The 22378-nt window shown below is 65.8% G+C and carries 20 protein-coding genes; 13 read left to right on the forward strand and 7 right to left on the reverse strand.

All coding sequences use genetic code 11. From position 1 onward, the window contains the following. The first annotated feature begins 8 nt into the window (after window positions 1–8). Window positions 9–1433 carry a dicarboxylate/amino acid:cation symporter gene (locus tag LOC57_RS15115; RefSeq protein ID WP_227914185.1) on the forward strand — a complete coding sequence of 475 codons (1425 nt, stop codon included), beginning with the start codon at window positions 9–11 and terminating at the stop codon, window positions 1431–1433. A 126-nt stretch (window positions 1434–1559) separates the two neighbouring features. Further along, the gene (locus tag LOC57_RS15120) at window positions 1560–2195 is read left to right on the forward strand and encodes a Maf family protein (RefSeq protein ID WP_227927009.1); all 636 of its coding nucleotides are present in this window, start codon (window positions 1560–1562) and stop codon (window positions 2193–2195) included. 210 nt (window positions 2196–2405) lie between these two features. On the opposite strand, the gene LOC57_RS15125 is transcribed toward LOC57_RS15120, so the two are convergent. Beyond that, entirely contained in the window at window positions 2406–3158 is a 753-nt protein-coding gene (locus LOC57_RS15125; protein WP_229960736.1) for a hypothetical protein, read from the reverse strand. A 528-nt stretch (window positions 3159–3686) separates the two neighbouring features. Here LOC57_RS15125 and LOC57_RS15130 point away from each other — a divergent pair. Beyond that, window positions 3687–5498: an acetyl/propionyl/methylcrotonyl-CoA carboxylase subunit alpha gene (locus tag LOC57_RS15130; RefSeq protein WP_229960738.1), complete on the forward strand. Its 1812-nt coding sequence runs from the start codon at window positions 3687–3689 to the stop codon at window positions 5496–5498. A 142-nt stretch (window positions 5499–5640) separates the two neighbouring features. Here the strand turns inward: LOC57_RS15130 and LOC57_RS15135 are convergent, their stop codons facing one another. Continuing rightward, window positions 5641–7056: an MFS transporter gene (locus LOC57_RS15135; protein WP_227914181.1), complete on the reverse strand. Its 1416-nt coding sequence runs from the start codon at window positions 7054–7056 to the stop codon at window positions 5641–5643. A gap of 179 nt (window positions 7057–7235) precedes the next feature. After that, window positions 7236–8642, reverse strand: coding sequence for an NAD(P)H-quinone dehydrogenase (locus LOC57_RS15140; RefSeq protein WP_227914180.1), 1407 nt, complete (start codon window positions 8640–8642; stop codon window positions 7236–7238). 91 nt (window positions 8643–8733) lie between these two features. Between LOC57_RS15140 and LOC57_RS15145 the strand changes: the two genes are divergently transcribed. Genes LOC57_RS15145 through LOC57_RS15155 form a run of 3 tightly spaced genes read left to right on the forward strand, consistent with a single transcriptional unit; the run spans window position 8734 to window position 11892 of the window. Beyond that, complete coding sequence (locus LOC57_RS15145; RefSeq protein ID WP_229960740.1) at window positions 8734–9534, forward strand: purine-nucleoside phosphorylase; 801 nt, start codon at window positions 8734–8736, stop codon at window positions 9532–9534. A gap of 34 nt (window positions 9535–9568) precedes the next feature. After that, window positions 9569–11320, forward strand: a complete 1752-nt coding sequence (locus tag LOC57_RS15150) for a phospho-sugar mutase (RefSeq protein WP_229960743.1) — start codon at window positions 9569–9571, stop codon at window positions 11318–11320. A gap of 17 nt (window positions 11321–11337) precedes the next feature. Next, entirely contained in the window at window positions 11338–11892 is a 555-nt protein-coding gene (locus LOC57_RS15155; protein WP_227927004.1) for a dihydrofolate reductase family protein, read from the forward strand. A 38-nt stretch (window positions 11893–11930) separates the two neighbouring features. Here LOC57_RS15155 and LOC57_RS15160 read toward each other — a convergent pair whose 3' ends face one another. The 3 genes from LOC57_RS15160 to LOC57_RS15170 form a co-directional block, all read right to left on the reverse strand. Continuing rightward, window positions 11931–13505 carry a putative bifunctional diguanylate cyclase/phosphodiesterase gene (locus tag LOC57_RS15160; RefSeq protein WP_227927003.1) on the reverse strand — a complete coding sequence of 525 codons (1575 nt, stop codon included), beginning with the start codon at window positions 13503–13505 and terminating at the stop codon, window positions 11931–11933. Next, window positions 13505–13909, reverse strand: coding sequence for a DUF7793 family protein (locus LOC57_RS15165; RefSeq protein ID WP_229960745.1), 405 nt, complete (start codon window positions 13907–13909; stop codon window positions 13505–13507). The genes LOC57_RS15160 and LOC57_RS15165 overlap by 1 nt, the downstream gene beginning before the upstream one ends. A 169-nt stretch (window positions 13910–14078) precedes the next feature. Then, on the reverse strand, window positions 14079–15107 hold the full coding sequence (locus LOC57_RS15170; RefSeq protein ID WP_229960748.1) for a hypothetical protein: 1029 nt from the start codon (window positions 15105–15107) through the stop codon (window positions 14079–14081). A gap of 156 nt (window positions 15108–15263) precedes the next feature. On the opposite strand from LOC57_RS15170, the gene LOC57_RS15175 reads away from it, so the two are divergent. The 4 genes from LOC57_RS15175 (at window position 15264) to LOC57_RS15190 (ending at window position 16826) form a co-directional block, all read left to right on the forward strand. Then, window positions 15264–15407, forward strand: coding sequence for a hypothetical protein (locus tag LOC57_RS15175; protein ID WP_229960749.1), 144 nt, complete (start codon window positions 15264–15266; stop codon window positions 15405–15407). Between the two features lie 128 nt (window positions 15408–15535). After that, window positions 15536–16210, forward strand: a complete 675-nt coding sequence (deoC, locus tag LOC57_RS15180) for a deoxyribose-phosphate aldolase (RefSeq protein WP_229960750.1) — start codon at window positions 15536–15538, stop codon at window positions 16208–16210. 40 nt (window positions 16211–16250) lie between these two features. Beyond that, the gene (locus LOC57_RS15185) at window positions 16251–16502 is read left to right on the forward strand and encodes a hypothetical protein (RefSeq protein ID WP_227914171.1); all 252 of its coding nucleotides are present in this window, start codon (window positions 16251–16253) and stop codon (window positions 16500–16502) included. Between the two features lie 186 nt (window positions 16503–16688). Next, on the forward strand, window positions 16689–16826 hold the full coding sequence (locus tag LOC57_RS15190; protein ID WP_227914170.1) for a hypothetical protein: 138 nt from the start codon (window positions 16689–16691) through the stop codon (window positions 16824–16826). A 25-nt stretch (window positions 16827–16851) separates the two neighbouring features. Here LOC57_RS15190 and mfd read toward each other — a convergent pair whose 3' ends face one another. Then, window positions 16852–20451, reverse strand: coding sequence for a transcription-repair coupling factor (gene mfd / locus LOC57_RS15195; RefSeq protein ID WP_229960751.1), 3600 nt, complete (start codon window positions 20449–20451; stop codon window positions 16852–16854). A 280-nt stretch (window positions 20452–20731) separates the two neighbouring features. Here mfd and LOC57_RS15200 point away from each other — a divergent pair, with 280 nt between their 5' ends. The 3 genes from LOC57_RS15200 to LOC57_RS15210 all read left to right on the forward strand — a co-directional run bounded on the left by LOC57_RS15200 (window position 20732) and on the right by LOC57_RS15210 (window position 22267). Continuing rightward, window positions 20732–21424, forward strand: a complete 693-nt coding sequence (locus LOC57_RS15200; RefSeq protein WP_229960754.1) for a hypothetical protein — start codon at window positions 20732–20734, stop codon at window positions 21422–21424. A 109-nt stretch (window positions 21425–21533) separates the two neighbouring features. After that, a complete protein-coding gene (locus LOC57_RS15205) occupies window positions 21534–22037 on the forward strand; it encodes a DUF2505 domain-containing protein (RefSeq protein WP_227914167.1) in 504 nt (167 codons plus the stop codon). An 8-nt stretch (window positions 22038–22045) separates the two neighbouring features. After that, window positions 22046–22267 (forward strand): SCO4848 family membrane protein, encoded by a 222-nt coding sequence (locus LOC57_RS15210; protein ID WP_227914166.1) that lies wholly within the window; start codon window positions 22046–22048, stop codon window positions 22265–22267. The last annotated feature ends 111 nt before the right edge of the window (window positions 22268–22378 follow it).

Consider the following 22378-nt stretch of genomic DNA (forward strand, 5'->3'; position numbering starts at 1 on the left):
TCTTCTCCGTGACCACACAGACCTCCTCCCCTGATTCCCCCGCCCGGCGTTTGCCCAAGTGGGCAACGTCCTTCGGGCCGCAGATCATCGCTGCGCTCATCGCCGGCCTGGCCCTTGGCCTGCTGGCCAAGTCGATGGGCTCCAACGGTGACGAGCCGAACTGGCTGACCACCACCCTGAGCACCATCGGCACCAGCTACGTTTCGTTGCTGAAGACCGCCGTTGTGCCGTTGATCTTCACGGCCGTCGTCAGCTCGATCGCGAATCTGCGTGCCGTCTCCAACGCGGCCCGGCTGGCCTGGCAGACCCTGCTGTGGTTCGCCCTTACCGCACTGATCAGCGTGGTCATCGGCATGGTGCTGGGCACCGTGCTGCAGCCGGGTAACAATGCCGACGTCGCCCAGGAGGACTTCCACGGCAGCCAGGGCAGCTGGCTGGGCTTCCTCACCGGCCTGATCCCGGGCAACTTCCTTGGCCTGGGTGCCAGCTCCAAGGTCGCCGAGAGCGGCGACGTGAGCACCAGCGTCAGCTTCAACGTGCTGCAGATCCTCGTGATCGCCATCGCCGTCGGCATCGCCGCCCTCAAGGTCGGCAAGGCCGCAGAGCCGTTCCTGGCCTTGAACGCGTCGGCGCTGGCCGTGATCCAGAAGGTGCTGTGGTGGATCATCCGCCTGGCCCCGGTGGGCACCGTCGGCCTGATCGGCACGGCCGTGGCCACCTACGGCTGGGACACCATCGGTTCCCTGGGCATGTTCGCACTGACCATCTACATCGGTCTTTTCCTGGTCCTGTTCGGCGTCTACCCGGCACTGATCAAGAGCCACGGCCTGTCCGTACGCCAGTGGTTCTCCGGCGCCTGGCCGGCCATCCAGCTGGCCTTCGTGTCCCGCTCCTCCGTGGGAACACTGCCGCTGACCCAGCGCGTCACCGAACGCAACCTCGGTGTATCCCGGGCCTATGCGTCCTTCGCCGTACCCCTGGGCGCCACCACCAAGATGGACGGCTGCGCCTCGATCTACCCGGCCGTATCCGCGATCTTCGTGGCACAGTTCTTCGGCATTGACCTCGGCTTCACCGACTACCTGCTGATTGCCCTGGTCTCCGTGCTGGGTTCAGCCGCCACCGCCGGCACCACCGGCGCCGTCGTGATGCTGACCCTGACGCTGTCCACGCTGGGCCTGCCGCTGGCCGGCGTCGGCCTGCTGCTGGCCATCGATCCGATCCTGGACATGGGCCGCACGGCGGTCAACGTGGCCGGCCAGACCGTGGTTCCCACCCTGGTGGCCAAGCGCAACGGCCTGCTGGATGCCGAGCTGTACAACGCCAAGCGCGAGGGCGACCCGTTTGCGGACGACTCGGAGCAGATCGACCCGGTGCGGACCGCTGCGGAGCAAACCGCCATCCAGGTACCCGGAGCGGGTGTCAGGAGCTAGGTTCACCGCTTTGGCAGGGCCGTCCCCTTGGGGGGCGGCCCTGCTGCGTTAACGGCCGGCCGGGCTGGCTGAACCGGCTCCGGCGGCGTTTTCCCGGCGGCTTCCGCCGGCACTAGGCTGGATGCCGTGACCAACCCAAACCTGAGCCTCATCCTGGCCTCCGCCTCCCCCGCCCGCACCAAGCTGCTGACCGACGCCGGCATTGCCCACACGGTCCTTGTATCCGATGTGGATGAAGACGCCGTCACCGCCCGCTACGGGCTGACCGACCCGCACGACACCGCCCTGCTGCTGGCCCGCGCCAAGGCCGAAGCCGTGGCCGCACTGCCGGAGGCGGACGGCGCCCTGGTGATCGGCTGCGACTCGGTGTTCGAGTTCGACGGCGAGGCGCACGGCAAACCGTGGGAGGCCGACGTCGCCCGTTCCCGGATCCGGCGCATGAGCGGTTCCTCCGGGGTGCTGCACACCGGGCACTGGCTGGTGGATTGCCGCGACACCGATGAGGACGGGTCCGGCGCAACCCTCGGCGCGGTCAGCTCCGCCGAGGTGCACTTCGCCAAGCTGTCCGATGAGGAAATCGAGGCGTACATCGCCACGGGCGAGCCGCTGCAGGTGGCCGGTTCCTTCACTATCGATTCCCTGGGCGGCGCGTTCATCGAGCGGGTCGTCGGTGACCCGCACGCCGTCGTCGGGCTGTCTGTGTCCACGCTGCGCCAGCTGCTGTCCAGCGCAGGGGTGCGGATCATCGATCTCTGGAAGTAGGTCGGGTGGCCGGGCCAGGGGCTTGGGTCTGGTGAGCACTTCCCGGGCTTTTCCGGCCCTGCTCGCCGTCTACTGAGCACCTGCCGGGGCTTCCCTGGACCGCTCCCCATCTACTGAGCACATCCCGGGCTTTTCCGGGCTCCTATACCCCGTTATCTGCTCACTCGAGCCCTGCCTGGCGGCACGTCACCGAGCAGGTCCTGGGAGGCCCTACCGAGGAGGCTCCCACCCGGCTAGCGTCAGTCCTCGGCGCACTTTCGCTTGGACCCAGCCTGCCCCTTGCAGCAGATCGGCCCGGCTGATCTTCACCTGGACCCAACCCAATTCGGCCGCCAGAAGGTCCCGGTGATGGTCTTTCGCCTGCTGTTCAGGGGTCAGGTGGTGGGCACCCTCGTACTCCAAGCAGGTCCGGAACTTGCGGCAGCCCAGATCAACCCATACCTGCGGTGTGCCGTCGACATCACAGATGGCCACGTTGGGAAGGAACTCCGGCAGATGCGGATCGTGCGCGAGCATCAGCCGAAGCCGGGTTTCGGGAGGGGAATCAACTCCGACACGCAGGTGCCCAAGCGCTGTCCGACACTTCGATAGATGCGCAATTCCGGACTTCCCCTCGATGTAACGCTTCAGTTCCGGCAGCGGCACCCGTGCCACTCTGCGGGGGCCGAAACTACGATGATGCTCGCTCACCACTTGGTCGCCCGAGATGATCAACTCCTCCAGCGTGAGCATGCCTCCAAGGTCCAGCCAAGTGCGGGCGATGCTGGTGACCGGCAACCCCAGAATGTTGGTGATCTCACCCGGGTGGAGCACCAGACGATGTCCGACGACGTGGCGTCGCCGGGATTGGCTTTTGCCCGGGGGCCGACTCAAATGGATGACCGGTTCCTCAGCCAAGCGGCGCGGCAGCACCATGCCGTGGAGCCGGGCGGCCGTGGCATGGCTTACGACGGCGTCTGGCAACAAGTCAGCGTACGGCCGGCACCTGTCGGCCAACGTGTAATGGCCGCCTAATGGCACACGAATGGAACGGCTGGGCGTTCTCATGTCCGACGCACGGAGTCGATCCTCGGGGATGCTGAGGGCTTTGGCGGCGGACAACGTAAAGGGTTTAAGAGCCACTGGCAAGGGGCGCGGATACCTCATGCAGCCATTCCACTCCACCCTGCACTCCGGGGCGGCAAAAAGCGTCCGCCGGTGCGGAACCAGTCCAGGACTTCCCCCGCGGGAGGAACAGTCCCCATGCTGCAGCGGGTTGGCGGTGGAGCACCCCGCAGACGAATCTCCGGCCCGAGACCCGTCCCCAAAGGATCCTCCCTCGCCGAAGTCCCTCGCCGGTGCCCCAGCCGGGACCGACCCTCACTGGCACCATGTTCTTTGTAGAAACTCCACAACGAACAGCTGCGTCCCACGCAGAAACAGCACGCATTATGGCCCGAGACCACAAAACCGCGCTAGGCTCCGAACAGATCAAAAGGAGCCAGTGCACCAATGAGCCAGAACATCCCCGAGCCTGCCGCGACCTCCGCCAAGGCACTCACCAAGGTCCTCATTGCCAACCGCGGCGAAATTGCCGTCCGGGTAATCCGCGCAGCGCGTGATGAAGGCCTTGCCGCCGTTGCCGTCTATGCCGACCCCGACAGGGACGCGCTGCACGTACGCCTCGCCGATGAGGCCTACGCGTTGGGCGGCAGCACCGCCGCGGAGTCCTACCTGGACATGGACAAAATCCTCGACGCCGCGGCGCGCTCCGGCGCAGATGCCATCCATCCCGGCTACGGTTTCCTCTCCGAAAACGCCGAGTTTGCCCAGCGCGTCATCGACGCCGGCCTGACTTGGATCGGCCCCTCCCCCAGCGCCATCTCCTCACTCGGCGATAAGGTCCAGGCCCGGCACATTGCCGCCAAGGTCGGCGCCCCGCTGGTACCCGGCACCCCGGATCCGGTCGAGTCCGCCCAGGACGTGCTGGATTTCGCTGACCGGCACGGCCTGCCCCTGGCCATCAAGGCTGCCTTCGGCGGCGGCGGACGCGGCATCAAGGTGGCCCGCACCCGCGCCGAAATCCCCGAGATGTTCGACTCCGCGGTCCGCGAAGCCACTGCGGCGTTCGGCCGCGGCGAGTGCTTCATTGAGCGCTTCCTGGACGCTCCCCGCCACGTGGAAACCCAGTGCCTGGCCGATGCCTACGGCAACGTCGTTGTGGTTTCCACCCGTGACTGCTCCCTGCAGCGCCGCAACCAGAAGCTGGTCGAGGAGGCGCCCGCCCCGTTCCTCACCGAGGAACAGACGGCCAGCCTGTACACGGCGTCCAAGGCCATCCTGAAAGAAGCCGGTTACCAGGGCGCGGGCACGTGTGAGTTCCTGGTCGGCACGGACGGAACCATCTCCTTCCTGGAAGTAAACACCCGCCTGCAGGTGGAGCACCCGGTGTCCGAGGAAGTCACCGGACTGGACCTTGTGCGCGAGCAGTTCCGCATTGCCCGCGGCGAAGCCCTGGGCTACGGGGACCCGGAAATCCGCGGGCACGCCTTTGAATTCCGCATCAACGGCGAGGACCCGGGCCGCAACTTCATGCCGGCGCCGGGCACAGTCTCCGCGTTCAAGCTGCCCACCGGCCCCGGCGTCCGGGTGGATTCCGGTATTGAGGCCGGCGAAACGGTGGGCGGAAACTTCGATTCCATGCTCGCCAAGCTGATTGTCACCGGTGCCACCCGCAGCCAGGCGCTCCAGCGTGCCCGCCGCGCCCTGGCGGAGATCGACGTCGTTGGCATGCCGACCGTCCTGCCCTTCCACCGCGCCGTGGTGGCCGACCCCGCCTTCACCTCCGAAACCGGCTTCGGTGTCCACACCCGCTGGATCGAGACCGAGTTCGTCAACTCCCTGCCGGCTTGGAGCGGTGAGGCGGGCGAAGCGAACGACGATGACGAACGCCGCCGTGTGACCGTGGAAGTGGGCGGGAAGCGGCTTGAGGTTGTGCTGCCCGCCGGGCTGGGCGGTGCCGGAAACGGCGCGTCCAACGGTGCCCGCAACGGCAGCAGCGGCAAGGGCCGCAAGCGTTCCCGCGGCGGTGCTTCCGCGGCAGCAGCCGGCAATGACCTGACCTCGCCCATGCAGGGCACCATCGTCAAGGTGGCGGTGGAGGACGGGACGGCCGTCCGGGAGGGCGACCTGGTGGTCGTCCTGGAGGCCATGAAGATGGAACAGCCGCTGACCGCGCACAAGTCCGGCACCGTCACCGGACTCACGGCGGTGCCCGGTGCAACCGTGTCCGCCGGCGCCGTCATCGCCACCATCGCCGACTAGGCCCGGGCCCGCAGGCCCACAGGCCCGCGCCAGGGCAACACAGGCCCGCGCGCGAGACAACACAGCACAACGGAAAGGCCCGGCTCCCCTGGGGGAACCGGGCCTTTGCCCTGCCGCTGAACAGCTGTCGGCCGGAGCCTGCCTAGCGGACCTTCACGGCCTCACTGGTGTTGTTCTCGTAGTCGACGTCGCGGGTTTCCTTCGTGACAAACAGTGCCACCAGGGTCAGCACCGCCATGGAACTGAGGTAGATACCCACCAGCCACGGGCTGCCGTCTGCGGCCTGCCACAGGGCGACGGCGATGAACGGTGCCACGGCCGCACCCAGGATCGAGGAGACGTTGTAGGCAATGGCGGAGCCGGTGTAGCGGACGTTGGTCGGGAACAGTTCCGGCAGCATGGCGCCCATCGGACCGAAGGTGAGTCCCATCAGGGTGAAGCCGATGATCAGCAGGGTCATGACCCCCACGGTGCCGCCGGAGAACAGCGGCGCGAAGGTGAAGCCGAAAAGGAAGATCCCCGCGGTCACGGTCAGCAGGGTCTTGCGGCGGCCGAACTTCTCCGCCAGCGGCCCGGCCACCAGGGTGAAGATTCCGAAGAACACGACGCCAACAATCAGCATGATCAGGAAGTCGTTGCGGGCATAACCCAGGCCCGCCGAGAAGGTCTCGGGGTCGAAGGCTTTGTTGGCTTTCTCGGCGGCGGCGCGTGCCGCCTCTTCCGTCTTCGCCGCAGTGCCGTAGGTGAGGGTGAAGGTAGTCATCAGGTAGAAGAGGACATAGGTGGCCAGCATGATGAAGGTGCCGGCAATCATCTGCCGCCAACTGAAGCGGAACGCCCGTCCCAGCGGCAGCTTGCTCACTTCACCGGAGTCCACGGCCTTCTGGAACGCCGGGGTTTCCACCAGCTTCAACCGCACGTACAGGCCGATGATGACCATGACGGCGCTGGCCAGGAACGGCACGCGCCAGCCCCACTGGTCAAACTGTTCGGGGGTGAGCTGGAAGCTCAGCAGCAGGAACAACCCGTTGGCGAGGATGAAGCCGATGGGAGCGCCCAGCTGCGGGAATGTTCCCCAGACGGCGCGCTTGTTGGCCGGTGCGTTCTCGGTCGCCAGCAGGGCAGCGCCGCTCCACTCCCCGCCAAGGGCCAGGCCCTGGGCGAAGCGCATCACAACCAGCAGCGCCGGCGCCAGGATGACCCACCCGTCCTTGGCCTCGGGCAGGCACCCGATCAGGAAGGTGGCAATGCCCATGGTCAGCAGCGAGACCACCAGGGTCCCCTTGCGGCCGACTTTGTCTCCGAAATGCCCGAAGATGATCGACCCCAGCGGGCGGGCAATAAAGGCCACCCCGAAGACGGCAAACGAGCTCAGCAGGGCCGTGGCGCCTTCCGCGTTCGGGAAGAACAGCCGGGGAAAGACCAGGACGGCAGCCGTGGCGTAAACGTAAAAGTCGTAGAACTCAATGGACGTGCCGATCAGGCTGGCAACGATCACGCGGCTCTTCGAATTGGCCTTGGCCGGCACCGCTTCCGCAGAACGATTCGTAGTAGGCATTGGGAGTCTTTCGCAAGAGGAATTGAAGTATCCACATCGTAGGCAACGGCGTCCGTTATCTGAGATTCGATTCCAGATAGTGGACAATGTTTCGGCGTTTGTCATATTCCGGGCACAAAAAACCCGCGCCCGCGGTCGGAATACTCCGCCGCGGACGCGGGATGGGGAAGCGTAAAACGCTACATATGTACGTGCAGGCGCCGAGCCGCCTCGGAAATGGAGCCGGTGAGCGAGGGGTAAACCGTGAAGGTGTTCGCCAGGTCATCCACGTGCAGCTTCTGCGTCACGGCAAGCGCGATGGGGAAGATCAGCTCGGAAGCACGCGGACCCACAACCACACCGCCGATCACGGTGCCGGAGCCCTTGCGGGAAATGATCTTTACGAAGCCTTCCTTGACGTCCATCATCTTGGCCCGCGCATTGGTGTGCAGCGAGAGCTTGATGACGTCGCCCTGGTAGCGGCCTTCGGCAACGTCCGCTTCGGAAACGCCCACGGACGCGATTTCCGGTGACGTGAAGATATTTGAGGCAACCTGCTTGAGCTTCAGCGGCTTCACGCCGTCGCCCATCAGGTGCGCCACGGCGATGCGGCCCTGCATGGCGGCCACGGACGCCAGGTTGAAGACGCCGGTGCAGTCGCCCGCCGCGTACACGTTCGGCGCCGTGGTGCGGGAGACGCCGTCGACCTTGATCTGGCCGCGGTCATCCAGCTGCACCCCGGCCTCTTCCAGGCCGATGCCGGCGGTGTTGGGAATGGCGCCCACGGCCACCAGGCAGTGGCTACCTTCCACGGTGCGGCCGTCGGAAAGGGTGACCAGCACGCCGTCGCCGGTATTCTTCACCGAATCGGCGCGGGAACGGCTGAGCACCGTCATGCCGCGGGCCTGGAACACGTCTTCGAGTACGACGGCGGCATCCGCGTCCTCGCCCGGCAGCACCCGGTCGCGGCTGGAGATGAGCGTGACCTTGGTGCCCAGGCCGTTGTAGGCGCTGGCAAACTCGGCTCCGGTCACGCCGGAACCAATGACAATCAGGTGTTCGGGCACCTCGGTGAGGTTGTAGATCTGCTTCCAGGTAAAGATGCGCTCACCGTCGGGCAGGGAGGTGTCCAGCTCGCGGGGGTTGGCGCCGGTGGCGATCAGCAGGGCCTCGGCCTCGACGGTTTCGACCGTGCCGTCGTCGGCCGTGACCTCAATGGTGGTGTTGTTCAGCAGCCGGCCGGCACCGATCTTTACCTTTACGCCCACGCGTTCGAGCGTGCGGCGGATGTCATTGGACTGTTCCTTGGCCAGCGCCAGCAGGCGGTGGTTGACCACTTTCAGGTCAGCGAAGACCGGGCTGGCAATATCGCCGAATTCAACGCCCAGGTTCCGGGCGGCAGTCATGCGGGTCATCACATCGGCGGTGGCGATGAGGGTCTTGGAGGGAACGACGTCGGTGAGCACCGCAGAGCCACCCAGTCCCTGCCGCTCGACAATGGTTACGTCCGCCCCGAGGGATGCGGCCACCAGGGCGGCCTCGTAGCCGCCGGGGCCACCTCCGAGGATGGCAATTTTCCGGGCAGTGAAATCTAGTTGGCTCGTCACAAGGCTCTATTGTGTCCCATCCCGTGACGGCGCTCAAACGGCGCCGCCAGCCCCGCACCCGGCCAGCGTGTGAAGACGGTAGGTTGTAGGTGTGACTAACGACCCATTTGAACTTGCCCAGCAGGCCGCCGACTACATTGCCGAGCACACCGGTGTGCCCTCCCATGACATTGCCCTGGTTCTCGGCAGCGGCTGGGGGGAAGCAGCGGAGCTCATCGGCGAGACCACTGCCACCCTCTCCGCCTCCGACATCCCCGGCTTCTCCGCCCCTGCCGTCCAGGGCCACGTCGGCACCATCCGTTCGGTGCTCACTCCCGACGGCAAGCGTGCCCTGGTCCTGGGCGCACGCACCCACTATTACGAGGGCAAGGGAGTACGCGCCGTCGTGCACGGTGTGCGTACCGCAGCCGCCGCCGGCGCCAAGGTCATGGTCCTGACCAACGGCTGCGGCGGCCTGAACCCGGCTTGGAAGCCCGGCACCCCGGTGCTCATCAGCGACCACATCAACCTCACGGCCACCTCCCCGCTGGAGGGGGCAACGTTCGTGGACCTCACCAATCTGTACTCCCCGCGCCTGCGGGAGGTGGCCCGCAGCGTGGATCCCACCCTGGACGAGGGCGTTTACGCGCAGTTCACCGGCCCGCACTACGAAACCCCGGCCGAGGTCCGATACGCCAAGACCATCGGCGCAGACCTGGTGGGCATGTCCACCGCACTGGAAGCCATTGCTGCCCGGCACGCCGGCATGGAGGTCTTCGGCATCTCCCTGGTCACCAACCTCGCCGCGGGCATCAGCCCGGTGGCCCTGAGCCACCAGGAGGTGCTGGAAGCCGGGCAGGCCGCCGGCCCCCGCATCTCCAAGCTGCTCGCCGAAATCATCAACCGGATCTAGCGGCGCTCCGCCGTTGCCCAGCAAGGTACACATCATGACTATGAATTCCGTTGAACTGGATGAACTCGTTGCCGCAGCAAAAGCATGGGCAGCGAGTGACCCCGACACCGATACCGCGGCGGAACTGCGCGCCGTGCTCCGCGCTTTGGAAACCAACGACGCCGCAGCGGCCGACGACCTGGCCGACCGGTTTGCCGGCACGCTGGAATTCGGCACCGCGGGGCTGCGGGCGGAACTGGGCGCCGGTCCCATGCGGATGAACCGGGTGGTGGTACGCCGCACGGCTGCGGGCATCGCGTCCTTCCTGCAGGACACCGCCGGGGACAACTGGACCCCCAGCGCCGTGATTGGCTACGACGCGCGGCACAAGTCCCGGGACTTCGCGCTGGAAACCGCTGCGGTGTTCGGCGCTGCCGGCATCGAGACGTTCCTGCTTCCCTGCACCCTGCCCACGCCGCTGCTGGCCTATGCCGTACGCGCCCTGGACACCGACGCCGGAGTGATGGTTACCGCCAGCCACAATCCGGCCCGGGACAATGGCTACAAGGTGTACCTGGGCGGCCGCACGGTCAAGGGGCCGGGACGCGGCGCCCAGATTGTCACGCCGTACGACGCCGAGATCGCGGCGCGGATCGATTACACGGCGCCGCTGGACTCAATCGAGCTGGCACCGGACGGCTACACCGAGGTCTCCGAATCCCTCGTGGCTGACTACATCGGCGCCGTGGACGGGCTGATGCACCCCGAAGGCTACCCCGAGCGGGACCTGGACATTGTGCTGACACCCATGCACGGCGTCGGCGGCGAAACCATGACGTCGGTGCTGCGCGGAGCCGGGTTCACCTCGGTGGCGCTGGTGGCCGCGCAGGCGCTGCCGGACCCGGATTTCCCCACCGTAGCCTTCCCCAACCCCGAGGAACCCGGCGCGCTGGACCTGGCCCTGGAACTGGCCGTCGAACGGAATGCGGATCTGGTCCTGGCCAATGACCCCGACGCCGACCGCGCCGCCGTCGCCGCCAAGGACCCGGCCACGGGTGAATGGCGGATGCTGCGCGGCGACGAAGTGGGGGCCCTGCTCGGCCGCCATATCTCCCGCCGGATCGCTGCGGGACGGTGGAAGGTCCGCGGCGAAAAGAGCCGTAAAGGCGTGGTCTTCGCCAACTCCATCGTGTCCTCCCGCCTGCTGGCCCGAGTCGCCGAAGCGGCCGGGTTTGAGCACCAGGAGACCCTCACCGGTTTCAAGTGGATCTCGCGGGTGCCGAAGCTGACCTACGGCTACGAAGAGGCCCTGGGTTACTGCGTGGCTCCCGGACTGGTGCGGGACAAGGACGGTATCTCCGCCGGTGTGCTGATTGCCGAGCTGGCCGCGTCGCTGAAGGCCGCCGGCCGGACCCTGTTCGATGAGCTCGACGACCTGGCCCTGGCCCACGGCCTGCACCAGAGCGACCAGCTCTCCGTCCGGGTGGACAACCTCGGCCTCCTGACCGAGATGATGCAGCGCCTGCGCGAACACCCTCCCGTGTCTTTTGCCGGCTCCGAGGTGGAATCCGCCGTCGACCTTTCCCTGGGCGACGCGGGCCTGCCGCCCACCGACGGACTGCGGTACATTACCCGGGACAACACTAGGGTCATCATCCGCCCCAGTGGAACCGAGCCAAAGCTCAAGTGCTACCTCGAGGTAATTGAGCCGGTGGCTTCGGCCGAGGAGCTGCCGGCCGCCCGTGCCAAGGCACGCGCTGCGCTGGACGCCGTGCTGGCGGGTGTACGGACGGCCCTGGGACTCTAACTAAGCGGGAGACCGGCATGGGACGGCTGATCTACACAGGCATTACCTCGTTGGATGGCTACATTGCGGACGAGTCCGGGTCCTTTGACTGGAGCATGCCCGACGAAGAGGTGCACCGCTTCGTCAACGGACTGGACCGCAACATGCGGACGTTTCTGCTGGGGCGTCAGCTGTACGAGGTGATGGCGTACTGGGATTCCGTGCCGCCGAACGAGCCCGAAGCCATCCAGGAGTATGCCCGGATCTGGCAGGCGGCGGACAAAGTGGTGTATTCCCGCTCCCTCACGGAACTGGATGCACCGCGCACACGGCTGGAGCACAATTTCGACCCCGACGCCGTACGGACCCTCGTTGAGGCGTCCGACGGCGACGTCTCGGTGGGCGGAGCGGCCCTCGCCGCGCAGGCGCTGCAGGCCGGCTTGGTGGACGAGGTGCAGCAGCTGCTCTCCCCCGTGATCATCGGCGGCGGCAAGCGTTTCCTGCCGGCCGGGCTCCGCCTGGACCTGGAGCTGGTGGAGGAACAGCGCTTCGGCAATGGTGTGGTGTTCCTCCACTACCGGGTGCAGAAGTAAGCCCGGGCGGCGGAGGGCGCTTGGCCGGCGGCGTGCAGTCAGGCGAGCAGTTCGGTGGCCAGGGGCAGGCGACTGCCGCTGGCCAGCAGGGTCCCCACCTGCTCAGCCGACAGCGGGCGGCTGAAGAAGTAGCCCTGCGCGCTGGAGCAGCCCATCTGGCGCAGGAGGCGGGCCTGGTCACGGGTTTCAATGCCCTCAAAGACGGCTTCCATCCCGGCCGCCTGAATGAGGCGGTGCACGGCGTCCACGAATTTCAGCTGGCCTTCGTCCCGGCTGATGGTGGCAATCAGGGCCCGGTCCACCTTGACGGTGGCCACGGGCAGTCGCCGCAGGTAGCTGATGGAGGAATACCCGGTTCCGAAGTCGTCGATTTCCAGCCGTACTCCCAGTGCCTTGAGTGACTTCATGGAGTACGTCTCCACGTCTCCGCTGCCTACAAACGCACTCTCGGTGATTTCCAGGACCAGATCCCGCGGAGCTGCTCCCGTTTCCCGCAGCTGGGCGCGGACGTAGTCCACCAGGTCCATGCTCTGCAACTCAGACGGGGAGACGTTGACCCGGATGTGGAAGCCGTCCTGGTCGTTTCCGGCGGCCCGCCAAGCCGCCAACTGCTCGAGGGAAGACCGCAGCACCCAGCGGCCTATGCCCCCAATGGCGCCGCACTCCTCAGCCAGGGGGATAAAAGCGTCCGGCATGATCAGTCCCTGTGTGGGATGCTGCCAGCGCAGCAGGACCTCAACGCCTTGCATCCGCCCGCTGGCCAGGTCCACCACCGGCTGGTAGTCCAGCCGGAATTCGTTGCGTTCCACGGCGTTGCGCAGTTCGGACACCATGTCCCGGCGCAGCTGCCGGGCATACAGCATGACCGGTTCGAAGGCCCGGACCATCCCGGGGCCCTCATCCTTCGCGATATACATTGCGGTGTCGGCACGCAGGAGGAGATCGGTGGCGGACTGTCCTGCTTCGGCCAGGTGAACCCCGATGCTGGCCCGCGGCCACACATCCAGTTCTTCCACCTCGGTACGGATGCTCAGTGCCTCCTGAAGCCGCTCTGCCGCTGCACGGGCGGACAAACGATTCACGCGCGGCAGCAGGATTGCAAATTCGTCCCCGCCGAGCCGGGCCACGGTGCTCCTCGGCGGCACCGCGCGGAGCAGCCGCACGGCAACCTCCTGAAGGACGCGGTCCCCCGCGTTGTGGCCGAAGCTGTCGTTGATGTCTTTGAACCCATCGAGATCGATCATCAACATTGCAGGCGCAGGCTCCGCACCGTTCCACTCACTCAACGCATCCTCGGTTACCTGCATCAGCGCCAGCCGGTTTGCGACGCCGGTGAGCGGATCCGAGAGTGCCATGTGCTGCATCTGGGCATGGGCCTCCCGCAATTCCTCGGTGCGGTTTTCCACGCGCTGCTCAAAGTCGCGGTAGATGTCATCCAGCTCTGCGGCCAGCAGGTTAATACCGGTGCTGACCGCGTCCACCTGGTCACGGGCAGCCGATATGGGAATCCGGGCAGACAGATCACCGGCGGCAATGCTGACAATGCCCTCCACGATCTTGTTCAACCGGGCGTCGTTATATGCCGAGGGGGCTGCCTGATCTTGATCCGCCATCACGAGGCGAACCGTTCCAGCCAGATCAGGGCGTCCACCTCGGAGGAGAAATAACGGGTGGGGCAGGGCTGGACTTCCCCGCCCAGAAGGAAGTTGGCGATAACGCGGTCAACCGGTGAAACACCGATGACGGCGACGGCGGAGAGGGAGCGCGCAGCACTGAATACCTCCCGGGCACCCCGGGTGATGGATTCGACACCGGACAGGGTCAGGAGCAACGGCAACTTACCGCTGCTGGCCATCCTGATGATGTTCTCGGCCGCAATCTCGGCCATGGTGCCCGTCACAACCTCGCCCGGCGGCAGCTCAAGCACCAGGTGCCCCTCCTCGGACAGATGAACGTCCATGGATCCGGGCGCGGGCGGGTACTGCACCGTTGTCGGGTGCCCCTCGTATCTAGCCATGTTTCCCCCAAGTCGCCGCGCGGGACCTCTATGCAGCGGTATGCCTCGCCGTATTGGAATAACTGATAGCGCCGCCGCCGGTAGTTCGGAGACCGTGCTTGTATTGTGCGCCTTCAATGCTTAAATATCGAGTTCCTGTGGTTGTGTTGCTCCCTGCTTTCGAAGGGGCCTATTGTTCGCGGGCTGCTTCCATGGTGTCAATGAATGTGCGGACTTGGAACGCACGCTCGGCGCCACCGGTTTCCAGGAAGATCTGCTCGCTTTCCAGCGCGACTTTGAGTGCCTCCCCCTTTCGGCCCGCCTGCAGCAGGCACCCGCTGAGCAGCTGAAGGGATTGGGCTCGAATATACGGGAACAGCTCCTTGGTTTGGGCCGCAACCTCACGGAGCTTATTCTCAGCGACTTCCAAGTTCCCTGACGCATATTCCCAATGGGCGCGTGCCAGGAGAATTTCCACCTTGTCCGCAACGTTGCCGCCCGCAACGGAAATAGCAACCTCTGCCCGTTCAACACATTCAAGTGTCGCGCTGTTTATGAGACCTGCTTCGAGGCGCATATTGGCAGCAGCCTTGTTAAAGAGTGCCCACAGATTCACGTCGCCTACACGGACGAGGTCGATTGCCGCCCGGTCGTGATACTCCTGTCCCTCGGTGATTCGTCCGGACATAAAGCCGGCATTTCCGATGGCCCAATAAGCCATGCCGCGGACTTTGGTGCCGGATTCCGGTCCAACCAAAGTGTCCAAGACCAGCGCCTCCCGCCAGGCATCTTCTGATTCGCCCTTCTCCGCAAGAGTGGAAACGATGGAGTGCTGAAGTGCCAGACGGAGCTGTCCCGGCTCATCCGGAATAACGCTCGCCGCCTCTTCGGCGGCGGTCAGGGCTCGATCGGTCGCCCCGCTGTTTTGCAGCGCGTGGGCCAGTAACGTCCGGGCCTGGGCAACCAACTCAGGGTAATCAGCCATGGCAGCGTGCTCCACCAGTTCCTCAATGGTGCGAATGCAGTCGTCCATTCGTCCCAGTGCGTACTGAAAATGAGCGATATTGAAAGATGACCGGTGAAAGGCCCACTTGTCGCCGTCGCTTAGGGCTGCATCGCGGGCAATTGCGGAGTATTCAATAGCCTTTGCATAGTCATGCTCAGCCTTGGCCTGCTGCGCTCGATACTCGTTGACTATAACGACTGGATTCTGTTCCAACGCTGCAGGCCTCTTTCAGGGGTCAAGATCCAACGGTTACATAAAATATTTGCTCAGCATTCACCAAAGAAGGCGCGCCGCACATCAATTGGATCCTAAGCATAGCTACACTCCAATTGTCCCACCCCGAATGAACTTTCCCCCAAGGAGCACTCCATGAAAAAACTTGGTGCAGCAGCACTATTGGCCGCTGTCCTCCTCGGAGCGGGCGCGGCAGCGCCCGCTTCGGCTGCCACTGTATCGGCCGCCGCGGGCAGCTCTAATATCCAGCTGATGGGCAACTGGCCCGGCTACCACTAAAAACAAAGCAGTCTAAACGGCCGGGCGCCTGATTTCGGGGGCCCGGCCGCTTATTTTTCCCGGGCTCCGGGGAGCTCCCGCCGCATTCCCGCGGCTTTCCACCACTGCCCCTGTGGCAAGATAGATCCATGCCTACCCCCATTGCCTCGTACATTGATCACACGCTCCTGAAGCCCGAGGCCAGCCGCGAGGACATCCTGCGGGTCTGCGCCGAAGCCGCCGAATACCAATTCAAGTCGGTATGCGTGAACCCGCTCTGGGTAGGTACCGTCCGCAACGCCCTGAAGGGCAGCGGCGTGCTGACCTGCTCGGTGATCGGGTTCCCCCTGGGTGCCACCACCACCGAGGTCAAGGTCTTCGAAGCCCAGGGTGCACTGCAGGACGGCGCCGACGAAATTGACATGGTCATCGACATTGCCGCAGCACGCCGCAACGACCGCGCCGCGCTGGTCCGCGACATCGCCGCCGTCGCCGACGCCGTCCACGCCGCCGGCGGCATCCTGAAGGTCATCATCGAAACTTCCCTGCTCACCGACGAGCAGAAGGTCCTGGCCTGCGAAGCATCGGTTGACGCCGGCGCTGATTTCGTCAAGACCTCCACCGGCTTCAACGGCGGCGGAGCAACGGTGGAAGACATTGCGCTGATGCGCCGCACGGTCGGTCCCGGCCTGGGCGTAAAGGCCTCCGGCGGCGTCCGTTCCGCCGAAGATGCGCAGGCTTTGATCGACGCCGGGGCCACGCGTATCGGAGCGAGCTCCGGAATCGCTATTGTTAATGGAAGCAAAGCCACGTCGGACTACTGACCCGCAACGCTACTGAACACTTTTTGAAACGGAGAACTCCATGGTTGGAACACGGTCAAAGCAGCCGACACACTCAGGCGAGGGTCACCTGGTCAGCAACATCCTTACCTTCGTAGTGATGTTTGCGGTCTTCCTCGGCGCCATCTTCTCACTGAACTGGCTGAGCCTGGACAACGTCTGGCCCATGGCCATCCTGCTGGTTGCCGCCTGCGGCATGTACTTCGTGGCCTTCACCATCGGGCGTTCGGACACCACCACCGAACTGGCCAAGGGCTACTCCCACAACGAGTAGGTCCGGCACCACACAGCACCACACCAGCGATGCACCCGAGGCCACCGGCCCGGGTGCATCGCTCGCTTAACACCGCAGGCTGCCCGCAGCAGCGGGACCGCGGCCGGGGAAACTGAGTAGCGGCCCGGGGCAAGCAGGTAGCCCTTACTCTTAGCGCACGCATGAAGCGCTCCCTAGATTCGCTGCATGACTACCATGATGACCCGCAGGGAATGGCGCCGGGACCGGGCCCGGCAGCAGCGCATCACCTTCATTGGCTACGCGGTCCTGGTCTCCTGCCTGGTGGCCGCCGCCGCACTCTTCCTGGTCGCCGTGACCGGCTGACCGCCCCGGGAGCCCCGGGGAGCCCCTACTCCTTGAAAACGGCGTCCAGCACCTGCTTGGCCCACGCCAGTATTTCGGCATCCATCAGGTCCCGTCCGCCAATCCGCGCTGTCTTCGGCTTCGGCACGAGCACCGCGTTCAGGGCCGGCTTGACCTGCGCCCCCGGGTACATCCGCTGCAGCCGCATCACGCGTGATTCCGGCAGGTCGGCAGGGGCGAACTTGATGAAGTTGCCCTGCAGTGCGACGTCGGTCAGCCCGGCTTCCCGCGCGTCCACCCGGAACCGGGCCACATCGATGAGGTTCTTCACTTCCTGCGGCGGCTCGCCGTAGCGGTCCACCAGTTCGGCCAGGACCTCATCGATCCCCTCGTTGGTCAGTGCGGAAGCCAGCTTGCGGTAGGCCTCCAGCCGCAGCCGCTCCCCCGGCACATACTCGTGGGGCAGATGGGCGTTGACCGGCAGCTCGATCTTCATCTCGGCGGCCTTCTGCTCAGCCTCGCCGCGGTAATCGGCCACAGCTTCACCCACCAGCCGGATGTACAGATCAAAACCAACACCGGCTATGTGCCCGGACTGTTCCCCGCCCAGCAGGTTGCCGGCGCCGCGGATTTCCAGGTCCTTCATTGCCAGCTGCATGCCGGCGCCCAGTTCGTTGTGAGTGGCCACTGCCTTAAGGCGTTCAAGCGCCACCTCGCCCAGCGGCTTCTCGGACGGGTAGAGGAAGTAGGCGTAGGCCCGCTCCCGGCCGCGGCCCACCCGCCCGCGCAGCTGATGCAGCTGGGACAAGCCGAAGTGGTCTGCCCGGTCCACGATCAGCGTGTTGGCGTTGGAGATGTCCAGGCCGGTCTCGATGATGGTGGTGCACACCAGCACGTCAAAGCGCTTCTCCCAGAAGTCCACAATGATCTGTTCAAGCTTCGACTCGCTCATCTGGCCGTGCGCGACGGCGATCCTCGCCTCCGGCACCAGCTCCTGGAGGTGCGCGGCGGTCCGGTCGATGGAGGACACCCGGTTGTGCACAAAGAAGACCTGCCCTTCACGCATCAGCTCCCGGCGGATGGCGGCGGAAGCTTGCTTGTCCGTGTACGGACCCACGTAGGTCAGCACCGGGTGCCGTTCCTCCGGCGGGGTCGCCAGGGTGGAGGTCTCCCGGATCCCGGTCAGGGACATTTCCAGGGTGCGGGGAATCGGGGTGGCGCTCATGGCCAGCACATCCACGTTGGTGCGCATCTTCTTCAGCGCTTCCTTGTGTTCCACGCCGAAACGCTGCTCCTCATCCACGATCACCAGGCCCAGGTCCTTGAACTGGACCTCCTGGGAAAGCAGGCGGTGGGTGCCGATCACTACGTCCACCGAACCGTTTTTGACGCCCTCAATGGTGGCCTTGGCCTGCTTGGCGGTCTGGAACCGGGAGAGCGAATCCACCCGGACCGGGAAGCCGGAGAAGCGTTCGGCGAACGTTTCCATGTGCTGCTGGGCCAGCAGCGTGGTGGGCACCAGCACCGCCACCTGCTTGCCGTCCTGCACCGCCTTGAACGCCGCCCGAACCGCGATTTCCGTTTTGCCGTAGCCCACGTCGCCGGACACCAGGCGGTCCATGGGCACTTCGCGCTCCATGTCCGCCTTGACCTCGTTGATGGTGGTCAGCTGGTCCGGGGTTTCCACATAGGGGAAGGCTTCCTCCAGCTCCCGCTGCCAGGGGGTGTCCGGGCCGAAGGCGTGGCCCCTGGAGGCCATTCGGGCCGAGTACAGCCGGATCAGTTCCCCGGCGATCTCCTTGACGGCCTTCCGGGCCCGGCTCTTGGTCTTGGCCCAGTCGGAGCCGCCCATCTTGGACAGCACCGGGGTTTCGCCGCCAACATAGCGGGTGATCTGGTCCAGCTGGTCTGTGGGGACAAACAGCCGGTCCCCCGGAGCGCCGCGCTTGGAGGAGGCGTATTCCAGCACCATGTACTCGCGTACGGTCTTGTTGGCGCCGGCTCCGGTGGCGCGCTGGATCAGTTCAATGAACTTGCCGACGCCGTGCTGTTCGTGGACCACAAAGTCGCCCTCGTGCAACTGCAGCGGGTCCACGGCGTTGCGCCGCTTGGAGGGCATCTTGCGCATGTCGCGCGTGGAATATGCGCTGGCCCGGCCCAGCAGATCGGCTTCCGTGAGGAGCCCGGTCTTGAGCGTGTCGAAGACGTATCCGCGGCCGGCGCTGGCCGTGGTGATGGCGATGACGCCGGGGCGCGGTTCGGTGTCCACGGACTCCACCAGGGCGGCGGGGATGTCATTCTCGCGGAACAGTTCGGCCAGCCGTGCTGCCGGCCCGGGGCCTTCGGTGACGACGACGACGCGCCACATGTCGCGCACGCGGCCGCCGATGAAGTCCATCATCTCGGCCACATCGCCCTGGTAGCCGCGCGGTTCGCGGGCGTTGATGGTCAGCGTGTCGATATCCAGCACTGTTTCGTCGTCCGGGTTAAAGGACGTGATGGACCACCAGGCCACACTGTTGGCGTGCGCAGCGGTGCGCGTTTCGGCCAGGGAACGGAAGCTGGCGGCGTTCAGGTCCGCCGTGAGTCCTGCGGACAGGTCCAGCGGCGCCGAGCCGCCGTCGGAGGCCGTGGCCCACGCCGCGGCAAGGAATTCCTCGTTGGTGGCGGCCAGGTCATGGGCGCGGGCACGGACCTTTTCGGGTTCAATCACCACGGCAATCGAGCCGGCGGGCAGCTCGCCCATCAGGGGAACCATCCGGTCCACCAGGACCGGTGCGAGGGATTCCATACCCTCCACGGCAATACCGCCGGCGATCTTCTCCAGCATGTCCGCCGCTGCGGGCATCTGGTCCTTGAGTTTCGCGGCCCGGCTCATCACTGAGGGAGTGATCAGGATTTCGCGGCAGGGAGGAGCGTAAAGCTCGCTGGGGTGGGTGATGTGCTCACCTGACAGGGTGCGCTGGTCGGCGACGGCGAACCAGCGCATCGAATCCACTTCGTCGCCGAAGAAATCAATGCGGATGGGGTGGTCCTCGGTGGGCGGGAAAACATCCAGGATGCCGCCGCGCACCGCGAACTCGCCTCGGTGGGAGACCATGTCCACCCGGGCGTAGGCCGCCTCGGACAGTGCGGTGACCACGGAGTCGAAGGGCTGCTCCTGCCCCACCTTCAGTGCGACCGGCTTCAGCTCCCCCAAGCCTGCCACCAGCGGCTGGACAACGGCACGCACCGGCGCCACCACAACCTGCACGGGAGCGGTTTCCGGATGGGCCAGCCTGCGGAGGACGGACAGCCTGCGTCCCACCGTGTCCGAGCGGGGCGAAAGCCGTTCGTGCGGGAGCGTCTCCCAGCTCGGGAACTCCTCGATGCCCGCCAGCGGAAGGTAGCTGCGCAGCGCAGCGGCCAGGTCCTCGGCCTCACGCCCCGTGGCGGTCACGGCCAGCACCACCGGGGGCACGCCGTCGCCGGCCCCCGAGGCAGCCAGGCCGTCCACGACTTCGGCCAGCAGCGCCGCGCGCATGCCCTGCGGCGCACCGATCTGCAGGTCCTCACTGCGGTTTGCGGGCGGCCGGGAGGAAAGGGTGCGCACCCGGGCGTAGGACGGGTCCTCGGCGAGGGCGGCACGCAGTCCGTTCAGGCTCATGGGGGTGTTTTCTCCTTCACGACGCAACGCAAATACCCGAAGTTCACAGACGGAACCCCGGGGTTTTCTTCCACCCTACCCGCTGCCTGAGGGCTCCGGCGCACCTGTCGCTGAGAGCGGAAAGACGGTTTTCCGGCCCTGCGCTTCCCATCGAATCCGTTGCTGGATTTTCCCTGTGCGCCCTGCGACGCTTGAAAGGCACTGGCGTCACTGCAGTTCCCCACAGCTTCCTTTCCGGCAGCTGGCCTTGCGGCTGCCTTCACCAACGGAGGATTGCCCCATGACACGCAAAGCACCGGCACGCAAAGCGCCCTTCCGGGCTATCGGGTTGGCGGTACTCACCCTCGCACTTGGTGCCTGCGCCGGCACCAACGGCGACGGCGGGGGCACCGCCACCGGCAGCTCGAGCTCCTCGGCATCGGATGCGTCGTCCTGCTCCACCATCTCCCCCAACAGCCCCGGCGAAGAGAACTGCCAGGCGGCAGGGATCCCGGGAAGCACAGCTGCCAATGAACGCTGCTCCGGAACCCCGGCCGCATCCCCCACCGACGGACTGAACGAAGGAACCTTCGGCCCGTACTGCGAAAACGCGGTCGCCATCAGCTACAACGCGGGCCTGATCCCGGACGACGCTGAGGGCATCGTGACCGTCACCGAGACCAATGCGGACACCACCGTGGAACTGACCGCCCAGGGCTTCTCCCCGGACATGACCTTCACCGCGCAACTGCACGAGCGCACCTGCGGAGCGGACCCTGCCGATGCCGGCGGGTTGGTCCAGAATCCGCAGGACAGTACCGGCGGCAACGGACTGGCCGTGGACTTCACCACGGACTCCTCCGGCAATGCCACGGCCACCGGTACGGTGCCGTGGGTCCTGCCGGGCAGCAGCGGCGGCCACTCCCTGCTGATCTTCGAGGCGGGCGGCAGCGAAAACGGCGAAGCAGCCGGCTGCCTGACCCTCGCTCAGTAGGGGGCCGTTTACAGGCCGGCTGCGGGTCCGGTTTAGGATGAGGGTTGGCCGGTAGGCGGGCGTGCCCGCAGTTATTCAGCCGGCGTTCGCACCCACCTCTGGAGGACCCATGGCCCTGAACGCAACAACCATCCTGCCCTACGACGTCGCCACCGTGACGGACGCCTTCGCCAACGAGGACTTCCTGCGCAGCATCAGCGAACACGTGGGCGGCTCCCTGGTCTCGGCCACCGTGGAGGGCGACACGGCAGGTGCCTTTGTCTTGACAGCAGTGCGCACCATGCCGACCGACCGCCTCCCGGATATCGCCAAGAAGTTCGTTGGCGCTACCCTGACCGTCACCCAGAAGGAACAGTGGGCCGCACCGGGCGCGGACGGCACCCGCGAAGCCGCTGTTGAACTGTCCGTGGGCGGCGTTCCGCTTAAGGTGACGGCCGTACAGCGCCTGGTCACAGTGGCCGAAGGCACCCGGGTGGACGTCGACGGCAACGTCGGTTCCTCCATTCCGTTCCTCGGCGACAAAATCGCCAAGGCCGCCGAACCCATGATCGGCAAGGCGCTGACCATCCAGGCAGGCCAGGCCGGCAAGTGGATCGAAAGCCGGAAGGGCTAAGCATCTCCATGAGCCTTCCCACGCCCCTGGCCCTCGTCCTGATCGTCGCCGGCCTGTGGTCCATCCTGGTCTGGCCCTCCTTCCTCAAGGACGTACTGAAATCTCCGCAGGCCCGAGATGAAAACGGCGCCGCCACCCGGTACATGACGGTGAACCTCATGAAGATCAGCTCCGCCATGGTCTTCGGCCTGGCCACCATAGTGATCGGCATCCGGGCACTGGCCGGTTGATCTTCCGGCTGCTTCTCCGCAACGCCCCGGCAGGGATTCCTTCCGGGGCGTTGCGCTGTTCCCGGATCGTTGAAGACCCCCGGAGTCCGCTGCAGGGGCTTCCGGGACACC

Origin of the sequence: Arthrobacter sp. zg-Y750, assembly GCF_020907365.1 — a bacterium.
Lineage (GTDB): Bacteria > Actinomycetota > Actinomycetes > Actinomycetales > Micrococcaceae > Arthrobacter_B.

Coding starts and splice junctions, on each gene's coding strand:
- LOC57_RS15150 (WP_229960743.1), top strand. CDS start 9,569: ATGACTATGAATTCCGTTGAACTGGATGAACTCGTTGCCGCAGCAAAA.
- LOC57_RS15130 (WP_229960738.1), top strand. CDS start 3,687: ATGAGCCAGAACATCCCCGAGCCTGCCGCGACCTCCGCCAAGGCACTC.
- LOC57_RS15190 (WP_227914170.1), top strand. CDS start 16,689: ATGACTACCATGATGACCCGCAGGGAATGGCGCCGGGACCGGGCCCGG.
- mfd (WP_229960751.1), bottom strand. CDS start 20,451: ATGAGCCTGAACGGACTGCGTGCCGCCCTCGCCGAGGACCCGTCCTAC.
- LOC57_RS15185 (WP_227914171.1), top strand. CDS start 16,251: ATGGTTGGAACACGGTCAAAGCAGCCGACACACTCAGGCGAGGGTCAC.
- LOC57_RS15205 (WP_227914167.1), top strand. CDS start 21,534: ATGGCCCTGAACGCAACAACCATCCTGCCCTACGACGTCGCCACCGTG.
- LOC57_RS15200 (WP_229960754.1), top strand. CDS start 20,732: ATGACACGCAAAGCACCGGCACGCAAAGCGCCCTTCCGGGCTATCGGG.
- LOC57_RS15160 (WP_227927003.1), bottom strand. CDS start 13,505: ATGGCGGATCAAGATCAGGCAGCCCCCTCGGCATATAACGACGCCCGG.
- LOC57_RS15155 (WP_227927004.1), top strand. CDS start 11,338: ATGGGACGGCTGATCTACACAGGCATTACCTCGTTGGATGGCTACATT.
- LOC57_RS15135 (WP_227914181.1), bottom strand. CDS start 7,056: ATGCCTACTACGAATCGTTCTGCGGAAGCGGTGCCGGCCAAGGCCAAT.
- LOC57_RS15175 (WP_229960749.1), top strand. CDS start 15,264: ATGAAAAAACTTGGTGCAGCAGCACTATTGGCCGCTGTCCTCCTCGGA.
- deoC (WP_229960750.1), top strand. CDS start 15,536: ATGCCTACCCCCATTGCCTCGTACATTGATCACACGCTCCTGAAGCCC.
- LOC57_RS15165 (WP_229960745.1), bottom strand. CDS start 13,909: ATGGCTAGATACGAGGGGCACCCGACAACGGTGCAGTACCCGCCCGCG.
- LOC57_RS15210 (WP_227914166.1), top strand. CDS start 22,046: ATGAGCCTTCCCACGCCCCTGGCCCTCGTCCTGATCGTCGCCGGCCTG.